Origin of the sequence: Bremerella sp. TYQ1 (assembly GCF_020150455.1) — a bacterium.
Taxonomy (GTDB): domain Bacteria; phylum Planctomycetota; class Planctomycetia; order Pirellulales; family Pirellulaceae; genus Bremerella; species Bremerella volcania_A.
This window is the reverse complement of the sequence record NZ_CP083740.1, coordinates 1650266-1667883: the sequence shown is the minus strand read 5'-3', so window position 1 is coordinate 1667883 and position 17618 is coordinate 1650266. Positions and strand designations below refer to the sequence as shown.

The 17618-nt window shown below is 54.3% G+C and carries 12 protein-coding genes; 7 read left to right on the top strand and 5 right to left on the bottom strand.

The window, feature by feature from the left end:
* Positions 1–97: 97 nt before the first annotated feature.
* Positions 98–1021, top strand: a complete 924-nt coding sequence (locus tag LA756_RS06190; RefSeq protein ID WP_224439006.1) for an alpha/beta fold hydrolase — start codon at positions 98–100, stop codon at positions 1019–1021.
* Here LA756_RS06190 and LA756_RS06185 read toward each other — a convergent pair.
* The 4 genes from LA756_RS06185 to LA756_RS06170 all read right to left on the bottom strand — a co-directional run bounded on the left by LA756_RS06185 (position 1018) and on the right by LA756_RS06170 (position 6081).
* Complete coding sequence (locus LA756_RS06185; RefSeq protein WP_224439005.1) at positions 1018–1863, bottom strand: transporter; 846 nt, start codon at positions 1861–1863, stop codon at positions 1018–1020. The two genes, LA756_RS06190 and LA756_RS06185, sit on opposite strands and share 4 nt — an antisense overlap.
* Before the next feature lie 150 nt (positions 1864–2013).
* Positions 2014–2403, bottom strand: coding sequence for a DUF983 domain-containing protein (locus LA756_RS06180; protein ID WP_224439004.1), 390 nt, complete (start codon positions 2401–2403; stop codon positions 2014–2016).
* Positions 2403–3779, bottom strand: a complete 1377-nt coding sequence (locus tag LA756_RS06175) for a DUF1552 domain-containing protein (protein ID WP_224439003.1) — start codon at positions 3777–3779, stop codon at positions 2403–2405. The genes LA756_RS06180 and LA756_RS06175 overlap by 1 nt, the downstream gene beginning before the upstream one ends.
* A 37-nt stretch (positions 3780–3816) precedes the next feature.
* The gene (locus LA756_RS06170; protein ID WP_224439002.1) at positions 3817–6081 is read right to left on the bottom strand and encodes a DUF1592 domain-containing protein; all 2265 of its coding nucleotides are present in this window, start codon (positions 6079–6081) and stop codon (positions 3817–3819) included.
* An 822-nt stretch (positions 6082–6903) separates the two neighbouring features.
* Here LA756_RS06170 and LA756_RS06165 point away from each other — a divergent pair.
* The 6 genes from LA756_RS06165 (at position 6904) to LA756_RS06140 (ending at position 15470) form a co-directional block, all read left to right on the top strand.
* Positions 6904–9831 carry a ribonucleoside-diphosphate reductase subunit alpha gene (locus LA756_RS06165; protein ID WP_224439001.1) on the top strand — a complete coding sequence of 976 codons (2928 nt, stop codon included), beginning with the start codon at positions 6904–6906 and terminating at the stop codon, positions 9829–9831.
* 128 nt (positions 9832–9959) lie between these two features.
* Positions 9960–11021: a ribonucleotide-diphosphate reductase subunit beta gene (locus tag LA756_RS06160; protein ID WP_224439000.1), complete on the top strand. Its 1062-nt coding sequence runs from the start codon at positions 9960–9962 to the stop codon at positions 11019–11021.
* A 572-nt stretch (positions 11022–11593) separates the two neighbouring features.
* On the top strand, positions 11594–12610 hold the full coding sequence (locus LA756_RS06155) for a DUF1559 domain-containing protein (RefSeq protein WP_224438999.1): 1017 nt from the start codon (positions 11594–11596) through the stop codon (positions 12608–12610).
* A 61-nt stretch (positions 12611–12671) separates the two neighbouring features.
* On the top strand, positions 12672–12977 hold the full coding sequence (locus tag LA756_RS06150; RefSeq protein WP_224438998.1) for a hypothetical protein: 306 nt from the start codon (positions 12672–12674) through the stop codon (positions 12975–12977).
* A 77-nt stretch (positions 12978–13054) separates the two neighbouring features.
* Positions 13055–13657, top strand: a complete 603-nt coding sequence (locus LA756_RS06145; RefSeq protein ID WP_224438997.1) for a hypothetical protein — start codon at positions 13055–13057, stop codon at positions 13655–13657.
* A gap of 160 nt (positions 13658–13817) precedes the next feature.
* On the top strand, positions 13818–15470 hold the full coding sequence (locus tag LA756_RS06140) for a hypothetical protein (RefSeq protein ID WP_224438996.1): 1653 nt from the start codon (positions 13818–13820) through the stop codon (positions 15468–15470).
* A 78-nt stretch (positions 15471–15548) separates the two neighbouring features.
* On the opposite strand, the gene LA756_RS06135 is transcribed toward LA756_RS06140, so the two are convergent.
* Positions 15549–17519 (bottom strand): hypothetical protein, encoded by a 1971-nt coding sequence (locus LA756_RS06135; RefSeq protein WP_224438995.1) that lies wholly within the window; start codon positions 17517–17519, stop codon positions 15549–15551.
* Positions 17520–17618 lie beyond the last annotated feature (99 nt).

Genomic DNA, 17618 nt, shown 5'->3' with positions numbered 1-17618 from the left:
TCAGCGCGTCCAAAGCTGGACATGCCCGGTTTAGGGGGGTAGCCTGAGGTGGTATTCAGAACGCACTTCCTGGATATTTTCACAACGGGGCAGCTCCATGTGTGTCGATGTCGATGCGAAAACACGGTTGAGCGTTACCTACTCTTTTCATCCTGCCAACGGAGAAGAAAGCCGACATGTCGTGGTGATTCATCACGGCATTTTGCACTCCTGCGAGCATTTCCAAAAGTTGATCGCTGCATTTAACGACCGCCATATTTCAGTCGTCATGGTCGATCAGCAATCGGAAAATTCCCAGGACAAAAATTGGATTACGATCGGAGAATATGTCCTGGGATTGAAGGCCGCGATTGAGCAGTTTCAACGAGACAATCCAACGTATTCCATCGGTATCTACGTCTTTCATTCGATGGGAGCCAACATTGGCGAAGTCATGCAGCGAGAGTTTCCGGAGCTGCGAGAACCCACCGTACTGATCGCGCCAATTCCGAAGATCCTCGGAGCATTGCCGATCTTCGTTCGGTTTCTTTTTACCCGGCCAATCAGTTTGGCAAAGGCCATTTTAAATGCCGACTTGAAGTCGATGGCGTCTCCCCCGGAACAGACTCGCAAAGTCTTTTTTGATGACGACACCGATGACGACATCGTTAACCAAGCCCACTCTCAGTTGAAGCAGTCCTCGTTCGTGTCGTACCTGCAAGTGACGTTTCGGTGGATCCTGACGGGCTGCATCGCTCGCAGAACACTGCCGCATCTTTTATTGATCCGCAGCAAGACGGACTATATCTTCAAGCCTTGGGAGTTCTGGTGGACGCGGTGGTGGTTTCGCAAACAACTCCGAGGCGACGTTTTAATACCGGGCGGGCACGATTGCTTTATTGAGAATGCCGAGCCAACCGCGGACTGCATTGCCGAGTTTTTCAAGCATCACAAAGAGTTGAAAATACATAGCGCTCATCAGGGCATAAAGGGATCTTCCAGAGCGTCAGCCTCATCTCAAGCAAGCAACAAAGCGGATTAGAACCGTACGCCCAAACCGACGTTGCTGAAGAAATTGGGCGACTGATCGTTCAAACCCCAGCCAACACGAACGCCCACTTCCAAGTCGGGGCAAATCAGATAATGCACGCCGGGGCTGAAGAAGTGCTGCGTGCTCGCTTCCTCGCGACCATCGGTAAAGACACCAAAGTACTCGACGTGTCCTTTCCAGCGTTCGCAAAAGGGGACCTTCAGAACGGTTGATGGTGCCCAAACGTTGAAGTGGTCTTCTTCTTCACTGCTGGTACTATACCGCAGTGCGGAATCCCAGATCCAACCATTGTCGAATTCCCAACCGCTAACATAGGTAGCCGACAAGCTCGTGTCATTGGCTTCGCCGCTTGTGGGCGTGAAGCCTTGCACGATCAGCGAGCTTTCTGGGATCCAGTCGCACTGTTCGGTCAAAAAGAACTTGGCTCCATACAGTATTCGGCTCTCTCGTTCGATTTCTGATTCTTCTTCAAACGAGTCGGGAACGTTTCCTGAGATGGGACTTCCGGCCCCACCCACTTCATAGTTCCAACCGACACGCAGTTCAATATTTTCCGAGATGCCATATCGCGTAATGATCTCGGGAAAGCTATGCGTTTCCGGTACGCCGCGATTATCGATGAAAGAGTGAGCTGCCTCGAATACAAATCGGCCATGCCCGACAACGCTGGTGGAAGGGGTGAACGAATCACGATCGGTTTCGATTTCGTCTTCTTCGAACGACTCGAACGCGTTTTCGGCGACGCTTTCCATCGGAAACTGCGCGTAGCAAATTGCAGGAACAATCAGCAACAGCGTCAGCGGCACGGCAGCAAAAAGAATGGAGCGTGGCATAGTCGACGTACTCGACAAAAACGGCCGAACTATCAGGCAAAAGAACTATCAACGTGATAGCATCCCATGTCTGTCATCGGCCATTTTGCAGGCCAAGTTTGTTCATCCCCTAGAAGGTGGCAAACTCAGCCTGAGCCGTTTTCGCGGAGCTTACGTGCTAGCCCTACGTTGCGATGGTCCTTGAGATCCGCCATCGCGGGGGTCGCAATATTCGTCAAATCCCAACCAAAGGCTCCGTGCCCAGGGAAAGAACAACAGCGGAAACAACAGCGCGAACGCGACTCCAGATCCAATCAAGATGGGGCCGCTGGCGATCTGTTGAAAAAGCAAGATCGGAATGACAATCGCAACCATCAGCGACGTCAGACCGTAGTTGAAGTAGATCGATCCGAGAAAGAAGCCAGGCTCGCGTTCGTAAACGATCCCGCAGTTTTCGCACTTTGGCTTCATCGTAAACCACCCCCGCTGCACGCCGCATTCGCCGCAAGCAGGACAGCGAAGTGCCATGCTTCGCCCTACCAGTAAGAAGAATCGTTTCACTAGCTCCATCCTTCCAGGTGGCCGGTGCTGTCGCCGAATCGTTCTGCTTCGACACCCATGTGACGTAACAGAGAAACATACATATTACACAACGGCGTCTTCTTCGGGGCCGTGATTCGGCGGTTGGTGCGGAAAGTACCACCCCCCTGCCCCGCGATCAGTAGCGGCAAATCCTCTTCCTGGTGGGTGTTTCCATCTTTGATGCTCGAACCGTACATCACTAGGCTGTTATCCAGCAGCGATCGGCCCCCTTCGTCAAGTTTTCGCATCTTGTCGATCAAGTAGGCATACTGCGAAAGATGCCACAATACGATCTTTTCGTACTGCTCTCGTTCCTTCTCTTGATTGCGGTGATGCGACAGTCCGTGGAACGATCCCCGCACGCCGTCGATGAAACTAAAGTTACGACCAGTTTGTGCGTTGCCGAGCATGAACGTCGAGATACGCGTGGTGTCGGTCCAAAAAGCGAGCACCATAATATCGAGCATCAGACGCACGTGCTCTTCGTGACTGTCAGGTATCCCCGGACCTGGCCGCGGCAGATCGAAACGCCCATCATTGATCCATCGCTTCTGCGGCTTCAAAGCTGTCTCGATTCGTTTCTCGACACTACGAACCGACTCGAGGTACTCGTCGAGCTTCGCGCGATCTCCTTCACCTACTTTTCCACGTAGCGACTTCGCATCTTCCAGCACCAAGTCGAGTACGCTGGCATCGTCTCGAGCGAGCGAATCGGCGACCGCTTTTTGATTGGGATTGAACCCAGAAACAACCGGGCCGGCCGTGGTTGTGCGGAACAAGCGATCGAACGCCAGGCGAGGAACGATTTCCTTAGGGACTGGTGTGTGTGGATCTCGCCAGGCAATGTGCGAACCATATATTCGCGTGAATCCCCCGCCGACGTTATCGACGCCGGTATACGCCGCATCGACACCCAGTTCTAATGATGGAAGTGGGGTTCGGTCGCCGATCTTGCTGGCCAGGACCTGATCGACCGAAATGCCGCCGGTGTTGATGTCACGACCAGATGTTCGTTCAACGAAACCGCCGGAAAGCCATGCGGGCACTTTGGGCCAGTGCCCATTGCGGCCGACCGTTTGCTTGTGCCAGAGGTTTTCCAGCAGCGTAATCTCTTCTTTGACATCCTTGAGCGGCTGGAGCATCGGAGTTAGTTCGAAGTTGCCATCTTCGCTTTTCGCAGGGTTCCATTGGTCGGAACGCACTCCATTGGGCACAAATAAAAACGCCGCACGTTTCGGTGGCTCGTTAAGCGTTTCCGAGCCCCAGCTACGGTGGCTCATCGATTCCAGCCACGGCAAAGCGAGCGCTGCTCCGGTGCCTTTGAGAAGCGTCCGTCTAGAGATCGGTTGAGGCATGCGTGTTCTCCTTATTAGTCGCCGGCAGGTCAGTGCGTTAGTGGGTGGGTGTCGATGCGGAGGAGGTCTGTTGACGATTGCGGAATGGCGTGCTGAGGACGATCTGTTCGATCAGCGTTTGCATTTGATAGCCGTTATCTTCCAGCGAAGTAACGAGCGACTCGATGGTGCAACTGTCAGGATCTTCCAGGCTGCGTCCTAAGGCATAACCTAAGACTTTTCGGCTTAAATGACGAGCAAATTCCTGCTTTCTTTCCAGCAGAATCTTCTTTAGCTCGGCGGGACCTCGAAACTTCTCTCCGGAAGGAAGCACGCCTGTCGCATCGACCGCTTTTCCATTTTCTGTTTTGTCTCGCCAGCGGCCCAGCAAGTCGTAGTTGTCCAAGCCGAAACCAATCGGATCGATCAAATCGTGGCACGCCGCGCACGATTTGTTATCGCGGTGTTTTTCCAACTGTTCACGAAACGTCTTGGCACTCTTCGAACTGACTTTCTTGGGGAGTGCGGGGATATCATCCGGTGGACTAGGAACAGGCGTCCCGAGCAACGTTTCCAAAACCCAGGCCCCGCGAAGCACCGGGCTGGATCGCTGTGGATAAGAGGTCACCATGTGAACTCCGCCCAGGCCCAGCAGTCCGCCTCGCTGCCCGTTGGTGACATCGACTTTGCGAAGCGACCGGCCCTTCACTTGTGGCAAGCCATAATGCTTGGCCAAACGGTCGTTCAGAAAGCTATAGTCGGCATCAAGGAACTCCAGGATGGAGCGGTTTTCGCGAACGATGTACGTCGTCAGTTGGATCGCTTCGGCACGAAAATCGGCCGCCAATTCGCTCGAGTAAATATCGCGGTACTCGCCGTTGATGGGGGAGACGCTTCCACCGACTTCCTTGGTGCCGAGCCACTGCCCGGTGAATGTCTCGAAGAAGATCTCTGCTTTGTCGTCTTGCAGCATGCGCCGCACTTCGGCTTGAAGCACTGGCGTCTCCCGAAGTTTGCGTTGCTTCGCAAGGTTGAACAAACGCTCGTCCGGCATGCTTGACCAAAGGAAGTAAGAGAGTCGCGAGGCGAGTTCAAAATCGTCGATTGGTTCCAAGTCTGTCGATTGCGGAGTGTCTTCAATGCGGAAGAGGAAGTGAGGCGATACTAAGATTCCTTTTAACGCCAGCTTGACGCACTCTTCGTACGGATCGTTACGCTGCTCAGCACGGTCGTACAGTGCCAGAAATAGTTCGATATCCGCATCATCGATGGGGCGTCGAAAGGCTCTTTGTGCGAAGTCATGAATCAGTCGTTTCGCAGCGTCACGTGACTTCTCGTACTTGCCATCCTTCGCTTGAAAGATGCGTGCATGAAATACTTCGGCTTCGTGAGGCCGCTTGATGCCGAGTTCTTTGATCTTGAGACGTAAGAGCCCAACGTCTGATTGATCCTTCAGGTTTCGCAGGCCAATCGCATGGAATCCACGACTTAAACGAACCGTGGTGCTAAACGATTGTTCTTCGTATTTAGAATTCAACGTAAAGCGATCCGCAGGAAGTCCATCGAGTTTGAGAACTAACTTCCCATCCTTTTTCAACGAATTCCGTACGTCCACCGTTAGCTCGTAGTCGCCAGCGACGTAGATGACCGTGCCAGCGAAAAGCTCTCCCGGCGAGGCAAGAACTCGGGCCCCCTTGGCCATGGGACCATCGGCCGGCAATAAATCGTTTTCGCTGAATTGTTGCCGGAGCGGCGGGGTGATGATTGCCGCGTCGAGGATCTCTTGGGCCGCTTCGACATAGCGTTCCATCAGCATCGGCGGCAGGAACAGCGTTTCGCCATTGTTGTTGAAGCCTTCGCCGCCACCGCCATCGGTCGGAAACGTTTCGTGGTAGCCAAGCTGCGGACCAACGAGATCGCGAATCGTGTTTTCATACTCCAGACGATTCAATCGTCGAGTTGTCACGTTGCCGGCGTACGGACCAAGCTCGCACGCGGTGGCGCGAAGATGATCGTCAATCCACTGTGCGACTTCCAACCGCTGCTTTTCGCTCGGTTGATCTTCGTCGGGCGGCGGCATCGTCCGATTGCGCAATTGGGCGGCCACGCTTCCCCAGATGCCACGCAGATGTTGGAGCTGAGCGGCGGTGTTCGCTTGGAGAAAGGGAATGTGGTTGTCAGGATCTTCCGGATCGTGGCACGCCGCGCAGTATTGGTCCAATACCGGGCGAATCGTCTTTTCAAAATGGTCCGGAGCTTCCGGATCAGCGGCAAGCGTGCATGTGACGAAGCTTGCCCATAAAACCATGGAAGCTGCTGTCATCGGCCAGCGCGCATGAATAGATAGGAATGGCATCGATAAGGAAAGGCGGGATGAAGGAAGGAGCTGTAGGGAAGGTACTACGTGCCATCATAACGGTGACGAGGAATTGTTAGTAGCGCGAAATGGGCGTGACCAAAGGTGTCACCAAGCCCCATATCTTGTGCAGGCAGGATGAAGGCTGAGTAAGAGATCGATAAAGTCCAAAAATTTTTGGAAGTCGTCCGCTGTGAATGACGGCGTGGCCACTAGATCTGGTGCTGGCAGAGTGCGTGTGACGCTAAGTGTCGTACTTTCAAGAACTTGTGGTGAGAAAGTCGTCCCTAACTTTGGCCCCTGAAAACCGGCGATAGCACTTTCGTGCTAGCGACTGGTGTGTGGATAGATATGTCGGATGTTGGCCTTACTCGTTGGCTAGCAACGGCTTACAGCATGTGAAGATAATGTGGTTGACGCGTTCTGCTGCCACGATATATTGGGCTCCCGTCGTTCGGAATGATTCAATTCGCCCCCAACATCTGGCGATAAATCATTTTTAGCGACCCAGGATATTGTGCCTCGGTTTTCCAGCGATACAATATCTTGTAGTGGTGCCCACGAGGTAGCGCGGCGTTATGCGGCCAGGCTGAGCGGGTGGCAATCCCCCTGATGTCAGGGGCGTGGAAGATTAGGAGTCTCAAGTTCTCGTCTGAACTTTGTCATGGACGACCAAGCGATCCCCGCGTGGCTTGCTTGCGCTTGATGCTGCTGAATTTCGAAGCGTTGTCACCCACAGGTGTGTGGTTCATACAAGGTTTGTTCCCAAGCTGAATTAAGGCGACGGCAATGGAATCGAAAAAGAGCTCGGCCGGCATGAAACCGGCAGACAATCAGCAACCTGTAGGAGACGATGTCATGACGACAGTGACGACCCAGGTATCTTTGGACGTTCGCAAACGCGACGGCCGCATCACCTCTTTCGAGTCGACCCGCGTTGAACATGCGATCGAGAAGGCTTTCCGAGCGGAAATCGGAATTGCCGACGAACAACCGATCGAGCCGGCTCTGCGTCAGCAGATTTCTGAGATCACCACCAACGTGGTCAATCAGATCGAAAACCGTCCTTTCAGCCGCGATGGCGTGGACGTCGAAACGATCCAGGACGCCGTAGAAATTCAGCTGATGCGTCACGGTCACTTCTCCGTGGCTCGCCGCTACATCCTTTATCGTGAACAGCATGCCAAGTTGCGTGCTCTGCGTGCCGCCGAAGCGGATGGCTCGTTGCAAGCCCCACGCATCCACGTCAAGCAGGAAAATGGCGAGAAGCAGCCATTCGACGCGACTCGCATGCGTCGTCGTATCTACTCGGCCGTTCGTGGCTTAGAGCAAAACTGCTCGGCCGAAGAACTAGTCGAAGAAACCTACCGTACGCTGTACGACGGCATCACGCCGCAAGAGATCTACCGAGCCATGATCCTGGCTTCGCGTAGCCGCATCGAACGTGACCCCGACTACGACACCGTCGCGGCTCGCTTGATGTTGATGGTGATCTACAACGAAGCGTTGGGTCACATTCATCCGAACGAAGACTTGGCCGAAGTTTGCCAGCGTCAGTTCGAGGACTACATTAACGTTGGTATCGAATCGAAGCGTCTCTCGGAAAAGCTGCGTGAGTACGATCTGACGAAGATCGCTGCCGCACTTCGTCCAGAACGTGACGCGGCATTCCCTTACCTCGGTCTGCAGACGATTTACGACCGTTACTTGCTGCACGTCGAAGGCCGTCGCATCGAAACGCCTCAGTACTTCTGGATGCGTGTCGCGATGGGACTGGCTTGGAATGAAGACGACAAAGAAGCTCGGGCAATCGAGTTCTACAACATCTTGTCGAGCTTCCGTTTCACCTCGGCCACGCCAACGCTGTTCAATGCCGGCACGCTGCATCCACAGCTCAGCTCGTGCTACTTGAGCACCGTCATGGACGACTTGGAGCACATCTTCAAGGTCGTCGGCGACAACGCCATGCTCAGCAAGTGGGCCGGCGGTTTGGGCAACGACTGGTCGAACATTCGTGCCACCAACGCCCACATCAAGGGAACCAACGGCCAAAGCCAAGGCGTCATCCCGTTCCTCAAAGTGGTCAACGATACCGCGATTGCCGTCAACCAAGGTGGCAAGCGAAAAGGTGCTGTCTGTTCGTACCTCGAATCGTGGCACTTGGACATCGAGGAATTCCTCGATCTGCGTAAGAACACCGGTGACGATCGTCGTCGTACGCACGATATGCACACCGCCAACTGGATTCCCGACTTGTTCATGAAACGAGTTCGTGAAAACGGTCAGTGGACGCTGTTCAGCCCAGACGAAGTGCCTGATCTGCACGATCTGTACGGCAAAGCATTTCAGGAACGTTACGAGCACTACGAAAAGCTCGCCGACGAAGGCAAAATCCGCATGTCCCGCCGCATCAATGCGTTGGAACTGTGGCGTAAGATGCTGACTCGCTTGTTCGAGACCGGCCACCCTTGGATCACCTGGAAAGATCCATCGAACGTTCGTTCGCCTCAAGATCACGTCGGCGTGGTGCACAGCAGCAACCTCTGTACAGAGATCTTGCTGAACACCTCGAAGCAGGAAACGGCTGTTTGTAACCTGGGCAGCATCAACATGGTTGCCCACGTGAAGGATGGCAAGCTCGACCACGAGAAGCTGCGTGAAACGGTAACGACTGCCGTTCGCATGCTCGATAACGTGATCGACATCAACTACTACCCAACCGACGAAGCCGGCAACTCCAACCGCAAGCATCGTCCTGTGGGGATGGGCCTGATGGGCTTCCAAGATGCCCTTTACGCTCTGGGTGTCGGTTACGCCAGCGAAGAAGCGGTCGAGTTCGCCGACGAAAGTATGGAAGCCATTTCGTACTATGCGTTGTTGGCATCCAGCAACCTGGCCGAAGAACGTGGGACCTACGAGACCTACCAGGGCTCGAAGTGGGATCGCGGAATTTTGCCGATCGATTCGCTGGAAATGCTCGAGCAGGAACGTGGCGTTGAAATCGACGTCGATCGCAGCTCGAAGCTCGATTGGCAAGTCGTTCGCGACGCGATCGCCAAGAACGGTATGCGTAACAGCAACGTCATGGCCATCGCTCCGACCGCCACGATTTCCACCATCATCGGTGTCGCCCAGTCGATCGAACCGACCTACAAGAACCTGTTCGTGAAGAGCAACTTGTCTGGCGAATTCCCACAGATCAACCGCCGCATGGTGCAAGATCTGAAGGAACTCGGCTTGTGGGATTCCGACATGATCGAATCGCTGAAGTACTACGACGGCGGTTTGCTCGAAATCGATCGCATTCCGGACGACATCAAACGCAAGTATCTGACCGCCTTCGAAGTCGCTCCGCAGTGGCTCATCGAATGTGCCGCTCGCCGCCAGAAGTGGCTGGACATGGGGCAGTCGCTCAACTTGTACATGTCGGAACCAAGCGGCAAGAAGCTGCACGAGATGTACTTCCTGGCTTGGAACAAGGGCCTCAAGACGACTTACTACCTGCGAACGCTCAGTGCGACCCAGGTCGAAAAGTCGACGGTCGACGTCAACAAGTTCGGTATTCAGCCACGCTGGATGAAGAACCAAAGTGCTTCGGCCAACATCAAGGTCGATCGCGAAAAGGCTGCCGAAAGTCACGATCTGGATCAACTTCCAGAACAGCAGCCAGAAGCGAAACAGTGCAACTTGGACGGCGACTGCGAATCGTGCCAATAAGCACGCGTTGTCTCTGCCCTATGTGGCACGGTTAGACCACCGTTGAAATTGCGTCGGCCGAACGACCCAGACGGCCGACGCCAACGCAAGAAGCAATTTTCTAGTACAAATCCCTTCGGAGAAACACGATGTCCACTCCAAGCCTCGGCTTCGATACCGAAATGACTGGAACGCAGCGGGTTAACGCCAGCGAAAAGCGTTTGATCAATGCTCACCAAGTCGACGTCAATCAGCTGATGCCATTGAAGTATCACTGGGCGTGGGAACATTACGTCAACGGTTGCGCCAATCACTGGATGCCAACCGAAGTTCCGATGACCAAGGACATTGAAACCTGGCGTAGCGACAAGCTGACCGAAGACGAACGCAAAGTCATCATGCGTAATCTCGGTTTCTTCTCGACCGCCGAAAGCCTTGTTGGTAACAACCTGGTCTTGGCGATCTTTAAGCATGTGACCAATGCCGAAGCACGCCAATACCTGCTGCGTCAGGCGTTTGAAGAAGCGATCCACTCGCACACGTTCCTGTACGTGGTGGAAAGCCTCGGTTTGAACGAAGGCGAAGTCTTCAACATGTACCATGAAGTCCCTGCGATCACTAAGAAGGACGAGTTCGAGATGAACTTGACCCGCGAAGTGCTCGACCCTGACTTCAAGACCGATTCGTACGAAGGCATTCAAACCTTCCTGAAAAACCTGATCGGTTACTACATCATCATGGAAGGGATCTTCTTCTACACTGGTTTCGTGATGGTGCTTTCGTTCCATCGTCGTAACCTGATGACGGGGATCGGCGAGCAGTTCCAGTACATCCTGCGTGATGAAACGGTTCACTTGAACTTCGGCATCGACCTGATCAACGGCATCAAGGAAGAAAACCCTGACGTCTGGACCGAAGAGTTCCAGCAGTCGATCATCGACTTGATCCACGAAGCGGTTGAACTTGAAATCGCTTACGCTTCCGACTGCCTCCCGAACGGTATTCTCGGACTCAACCGCGATCTGTTCCGCGACTACGTCCATCACATCGCGGATCGCCGCTTGGAACGCATCGGCCTGCCCAAGCAGTTCAACCAGGCCAACAATCCATTCCCATGGATGAGCGAAACGATGGACCTCGCGAAGGAAAAGAACTTCTTCGAAACGCGAGTGACCGAATACCAAAGCTCCAGCGGTCTCAACTGGGACTAACATGATTCAAGCTGACTGCGGTTGCCAACGTTAGCCAACCGCGGTGAGCACTTCTGCTTGGCTCTTGCCCTCTCGAAGTCGAAGGAAAAGAGTTCCAGCCAGGAGCGAACGAGCCAAGGATTGTGTCTTGTAAAGGACTACGAAGGTAGGCCATCGGAAACGGTGGCCTGCCTTTTTTTATCTTCGAAGTGCGGCGATCTTGGCCATCCGTACGTCGCGCCCCATCGGCATGCCACAAGAGTCGACTCGGCACTGCCTCCGATCAAGGCAATCTCTCAACTTCTCTGCGAACCTTCTCGCGATTCTGAATTTCCAAGTTACCGGTAAAAGAAAAATAAAAAGCTTGCTCCGGAGGTGTGGTTCGCTATGATGTCACGATCTACCTAGCTTAAAAACGGGTAGTGGCGTCCAAAACAACCTTGCTTCGTTGGGCATCTCAGCCACACGAAATCGCCTGGTCTTGTCTCCCCTCGGCTCGTGCGATTGGCATGAAGTTTGTTTGTTTTCGCTTGCCCCTCTCCTTGTGCCTTCCTCATTACCCACCTTATTTCCACTTCCCGATGGAGTATGCCATGCGTCGTAGTACGTCCCTGCGCGGTTTTACGCTCGTTGAATTGTTGGTGGTGATTGCCATCATTGGTGTCTTAATTGCATTGTTGCTTCCGGCGGTACAGATGGCCCGAGAAGCGGCTCGGCGAATGTCGTGCACGAACAACCAGAAGCAGTTGGGTCTTGCGCTGCACAACTATCACGACACTTATCTCACGTTCCCTCGCTATAACCAGGCAGCGTTGGCTTCCGACGCATCGTCGAGCTATGCCTGTGGTCCGCACGTGAAACTGCTTCCTTACATCGAACAGTCGGCCGTTTACGAACAGATCAAAACGGCAACGTTGAACTTCTATCGAAACGTGACCAGTTCTGAGTCAGTGGTGCAGAACAACCGCATCTCCGGCTTCGTTTGCCCTTCCGATTCGGTCTTTCCCGATTCCAATCGCGAAGGGAATTGCAATTATCCTCTCAGCGCTGGGTCGAATCTGGCCTGGGACGTCGCCGAGTCGCGTCAGAATGGTGCGTTCAGTTTTCGCAACGAAGTTAAATTCGCCGACATTACCGATGGAACGACCAATACGATCCTTGTTGGCGAGCACCTTACCGGCGACGGGGACGACACGCTTTATCGCATCAACTCCGACGTTGTTCGCGGGCTGTCCTGGTCGGCCAACGAATCAACTTCACAAGGACCGATCACCCAAGCCACGCTCGATACGGCCGGGGTTGCGTGTGACAACAACAAGTCGAATCACAGCAGTTTCGCCGCGCTGCGTTGGACACGCGGTACATTGGAATACGCCATCTTCAACACGCTGGCTCCACCCAACTGGAAATATCCCAGCTGCATGACTTCAACCAGCACCGGCAATCATGGAAGCTCGAAAGGGATTTACGTTGCCCGCAGTCGTCACCCCGGCGGTGTGAACTTTACGCTTGCCGATGGTTCGGTCCGATTCATTACGGAAACCGTCGACTCGCAAACCTACCACGCAATGGGCAGCCGCAACGGTGGCGAAGTCGTTCAGCTACCGTAAGCGACGACATTTCCCACTCTCGTCAGTTGGTTTATCTCTCTCTACGTTTTGGAAGAACTCCATGTTGAAGATCCGTAAATACTCTCCCTTGGTCGTTGCTGCGCTGCTTGCAGGGTGCGGAACGTCTGGCGAAGCGCCTGTTCGTGTCGTTCCCCCTGCCCCAGAGGCAAAAGAAACGTTGTTGCAAATTGTCTCGACCGGCGACGTCAAAGGGGTCAAAAAGCAATTGCATCAGGAAATCGAAGGAATGCGTGAGGCCAAGCCTGAGCAAACCGACAAGCTGTTGGCCGAATTCCAAAAGCTTGTCGACGAAAAAGACCCTGCCCAGCGAAAAGCCATCGCCCAGCAAATGGCCGACACCCTTTAACGTCGCCCATTAGAGCAATTCGTCCGTCAGCGTTACACTAGAAGTGTGCTAAGTAACGACTGACGGACAGGAAAGCAATGAAAACCGCCATCATCGGTTGGGGCTCCCTGCTGTGGGACGACCGACCTGATTACGATCAACACCATGGCCCGTGGTATTTCGACGGGCCGATGCTGCGTCTGGAATTCACTCGAATTTCAGTCAGCCGAAAGCGTGCGTTAACGCTTGTGCTGGAAGAAGAGCTCGGTGCCGAATGCCGCGTCGCCTACTGCGTGAGTCATCGAGAGAGCCCTGCCGAAGCGATACAAGATCTGCAAATTCGGGAAAAGGCAACCGAAAAGGAAGTGGGCGTCTACCTGCCTCATTCTCATCCGCCCGGGCTATCGCAAGCGAACATTCCACCAACGATTACCAAGTGGGCCGATCAAACCGACTTCGATGCGGTTATCTGGACAGGGCTGCCGAACAACTTCCGTGAACTCAGCGATCAGGGCGACCACTTCTCGCACGCCGCGGCGATCGCTCATGTCGAGTCGCTTTGTGACGAAGGAAAATGGAAATCGGTCGAGTATATCTTCCGCGCTCCAGAGTTCATCCAGACACCGTTGCGAGAAGAACTGGAAAACCTCGATTGGTTTGCCAAGCTGTGGCACCAGCAACGAGAGTTCCGACGCGACTAAACTCCGGTCACGGAAAACGGAAGCACATGCCCAGCCAGACGTAAGCATGGCACGACCAAATGGACGGCGTTGCGCTAAAAGTTTTGCACCACGCGAAACGATCTGCTAGGTTCGACGAAGTTGCTTTGCCTTCGCCCCCCTGCTTCGCGGGCCGCACGCTATGCCTCGCTTTCTACGCCAGTTCGGTCTACGCACCCTGCTGATCTTTTGTACGGTTGCCGCCGGATGCTTCGGCATGTGGCGTTGGCATATGACTTGGGTTGACGGACAACACCAGCTTGCCGGGCAAATTGCCGAAGCTAAGGGAGACGTCCGCTGGGCCACATGGGGGCCGCAGTGGGTGCATCAACTTTTTGGTAGTTACTATTTCTCGAACATCGTCGCCATCGACTGGCATCACAAGCGACTCAAAGAGGAACAACTGGAACTAGTCCGGCAGATTCCGACATTGGAAGAACTATATATTCCAGGAAACCGGATCAAGGACGAACAACTGGCCGTGCTGGAAAGTGTGCCGCGACTTCGCAAGCTGGCCATCTGGAGCAATCCACTTTCCAACGCCGCGCTCGAGCATGTCGGCAAGCTTAAGCAGTTGGAAGTGCTCGATGTCCATCGAACGAAAATGGATGAAGATGGCTTGATCTACCTTCGCGATCATCCTCGCCTGGAGATCTTACGGCACGACTTCAAAATGAGTGACGTCGGCATTAGCCACCTCGCTTCCATGCCGATGGTTTCGGTCGACTACCTGATTACCGAAGGACTCGATTTCCATAGCTTTCGTCATCTTCGCGATCAGATACATGTTAAACGTCTCTATGTTTCGCGTCCGGAGTATGCCGAGTGGGCTACCTGCCTGACAGGGCATCCAACCCTTGAATCGCTGGAGGTAACCAACGCGCCGATGACCGACGCGGAACTCCAAGCGATGATTGCCGCTAATACATTGACGAACTTGGAACTTACCAACGTTCCGGTCGGAAATCTCGGCATTCATAATGCGCCGCACGCTTCGCGACTGAAATCGCTACGGCTATCGCACACCCATGTGACAACGCAGGGGCTGCTGCTGACATTCGGGCAATATCCGAAAAACATCGTCGTGTTGCGGGACTGGATTCGCCTAGTCAACGGCAGCAACGGTCAGAACGTCGATTGGACGGGGCGTCTGAAGGCCGAGAAACTCGAAGACCTGAAATATTGCCGCAACGCCACTTCGGTCTATCTTCAAACCAATCAGTTAGACGGCATGAACTATGCTTGGCTCCAGCGGCTCGAAAAGCTCAACTTCTTGAAAGTCGACTACTACGGAGGCGATGAGTTGCTAGAGCATGTGACTTCGTTAAAAGAGCTTCAGCAATTGGAAGTCCATGGAGCGAAAAAGATTACCCCGGCAGGCTTTCAGACAATCGTCCCGCTCGAGAAACTCACCACGTTAAGCCTTCGCGGCGCCGAGATCAGCGACGAATCGCTCGAAGTCATCGGGCAGATGAAGCAGCTGGAGACCTTGGACATCTCCGGCGCCAAAGTCACTGACGAGGGGATACAGCATTTGACTGGCTTGGAGAATTTGGTCGTCCTCAATATTTCTACGTGCAATCTGCTGACCGACGAAGCGCTCAAGTCGGTCAGCGAGTTAGACAAGTTGCAGTACCTGCATGCCCAATCGACGCGGTTTACCGACGAGGGTTTGCAGCACTTGCATTCGATGCCTCGACTCTCGAACGTCAGCTTACTTGGCTCGAAACATACCAGCGCCGGCATCCGCGCCCTACGAAATGCTTTGCCCATCAAGGGTGGCAACATCTATTAATTCGCTTGCCGCAATCCAAAGAAAAGGGCCTGTCGCGAAACAGACCTTTTCTGATGAACCTACTCTGAGATTTGTCGACTAACTTTGGCCAGAATTCCCACGGTTACCACGTTCCGGTCTACCTCCCCGATTACCTCGCTCGCCATTAGACCCACGCTGAGGATCTCGCGGCCCAGCGTCCCCCTGCCCTGCCCCTCGCGGAGCATCAGGCTTGGGAGCTTCCGGTTTTGGAGCTTCCGGTTTTGGAGCTTCCGGTTTTGGAGCTTCCGGTTTTGGAGACTCAGGTTTGGGAGACTCAGGTTTGGGAGACTCAGGTTTGGGAGACTCAGGTTTGGGAGACTCAGGTTTGGGAGACTCAGGTTTGGGAGACTCAGGTTTGGGAGACTCAGGTTTGGGAGACTCAGGTTTGGGAGACTCAGGTTTGGGAGACTCAGGTTTGGGAGACTCAGGTTTGGGAGTCTCAGGTTTGGGAGTCTCAGGTTTGGGAGTCTCAGGTTTGGGAGTCTCAGGTTTGGGAGTCTCAGGTTTGGGAGTCTCAGGTTTGGGAGTCTCAGGTTTGGGAGTCTCAGGTTTGGGAGTCTCAGGACGTGGCATCTCTGGCTGCGGAGACGCAGGGTCGGTCACGTTGGGTTGATCCGGTTTTTGTGGTTGACGATCGGGCGAGTTGCCAGGGCGATCTGTTCCACGGTCTTTTTGCCCTTCCGGTTTCGGGGCATCGGACTGCTTGGCTTGCGGCTGATTTTCCGGATCAACATTCACGCTCAGTGGACCGAAGTTCAGCGAGCGGTTGCCTGGCGTATTCGCGGAAGCGTCGGCCGAAGCATTCGTATTGCTGCCATCTTTGAACGCTTCGCGGCGTTGCTTTTCGATCTGCTGATATCGTTGCCGACGGTCAGAAAACTGTTGCCAACGTGAGTCATCTTCGCGGAACTGCATCTTCACGCTCGTGTCGACGTCGTTGACCAACTGGGTGACTGAAGCGGCCAACAGAGGCTGCACATCGGCGTTGCTGTTGCGCGGTCGGCGATCGTTCCACACCACCGCGGGCCGAGCATTCGCGTTTTGAATGAAGTAATCGTGACGTGTTCGATAATATTCAAAGCGATCGCGCTGCACCGTCGAATAAAATACGAAAAGCGGATCGTAGTAATTGCGCTGTAGCCCGACCCAAGCGGTCAACTGGCCGCGTTTCGGACGCACGTCGTAGTAGTTGCCGAAGTGATAATGGCCGTAGTCGTTATACACGAACAGGTGCGTCGGCAATGTACGGACCGAGACAACTACGCTTGGCGTGTAGCGAACTTGACGCTGTGCCGTTTCAATTCGGACTGGGCTGAACAAGATCCCGCGTTGTTCGAGCGGATAATCCCAGTAGCCGTTCACCAGCAAGTAACCGCGCGGCACCCAGACGTAGCGCTGCGGAATCCAAACCTGGTTCGGTTCTCCTTCGGCCCAGAAGCCAGGTTCCCAGCGATAGTCGTTCGATTGATAAACCCAACTTCCCGGCACCCAGAAGTGTCGATCGGAAGGGGCCTGACCGGCTTCTTCGTGACGAGGCTCGGGCGGCGTTTTGGTGATCAGCGTCAAGTTGCCTTCTTCCACCCACGCACCGCTGATCCAAGCATAGCCACCGTCGTGCGAAACCCAATCGCCAGGAAGCCAAACCATGTCTTGCGGTGGACGACGCCAGACGCCGCTCACCCAAACGAATTCATATTCGGCCGGATCCCAACCCCAATAGCCAGGAATCCATTGGATCTCTTCCATCTGTGGCACCTGCCGTGGTGGCAGTTCGTCGATCGGTGCCGGCGGTTGTTGGTCGACCACAATGGCAGCGCTGCGACTCGTGCGATTTGGCTGGGCGAACGCTTCATGAACCGGACCGCGGCTCAGCGCGATAAAGTTTTGACCACTGCTGCGTTCGGCCGACGGCTGAGGAGGCGGCGTCGGTCTGGGCGGTGGCGGTTGTTGGCCATACAAAAAGGATGGCAATCCCACGCTTAAAAGCGTAAGCGATACGAGTATTTGCGTCTTGAAGAACGAGTTCATCGGGATTCACTCCTGGGGGAATTCGCCGGCAACGTAACTGCGATCACGCGATCGTCTTGCTGGCTCGCAGCGAAATCTTTGCAAGTTGCGTTCCACCTT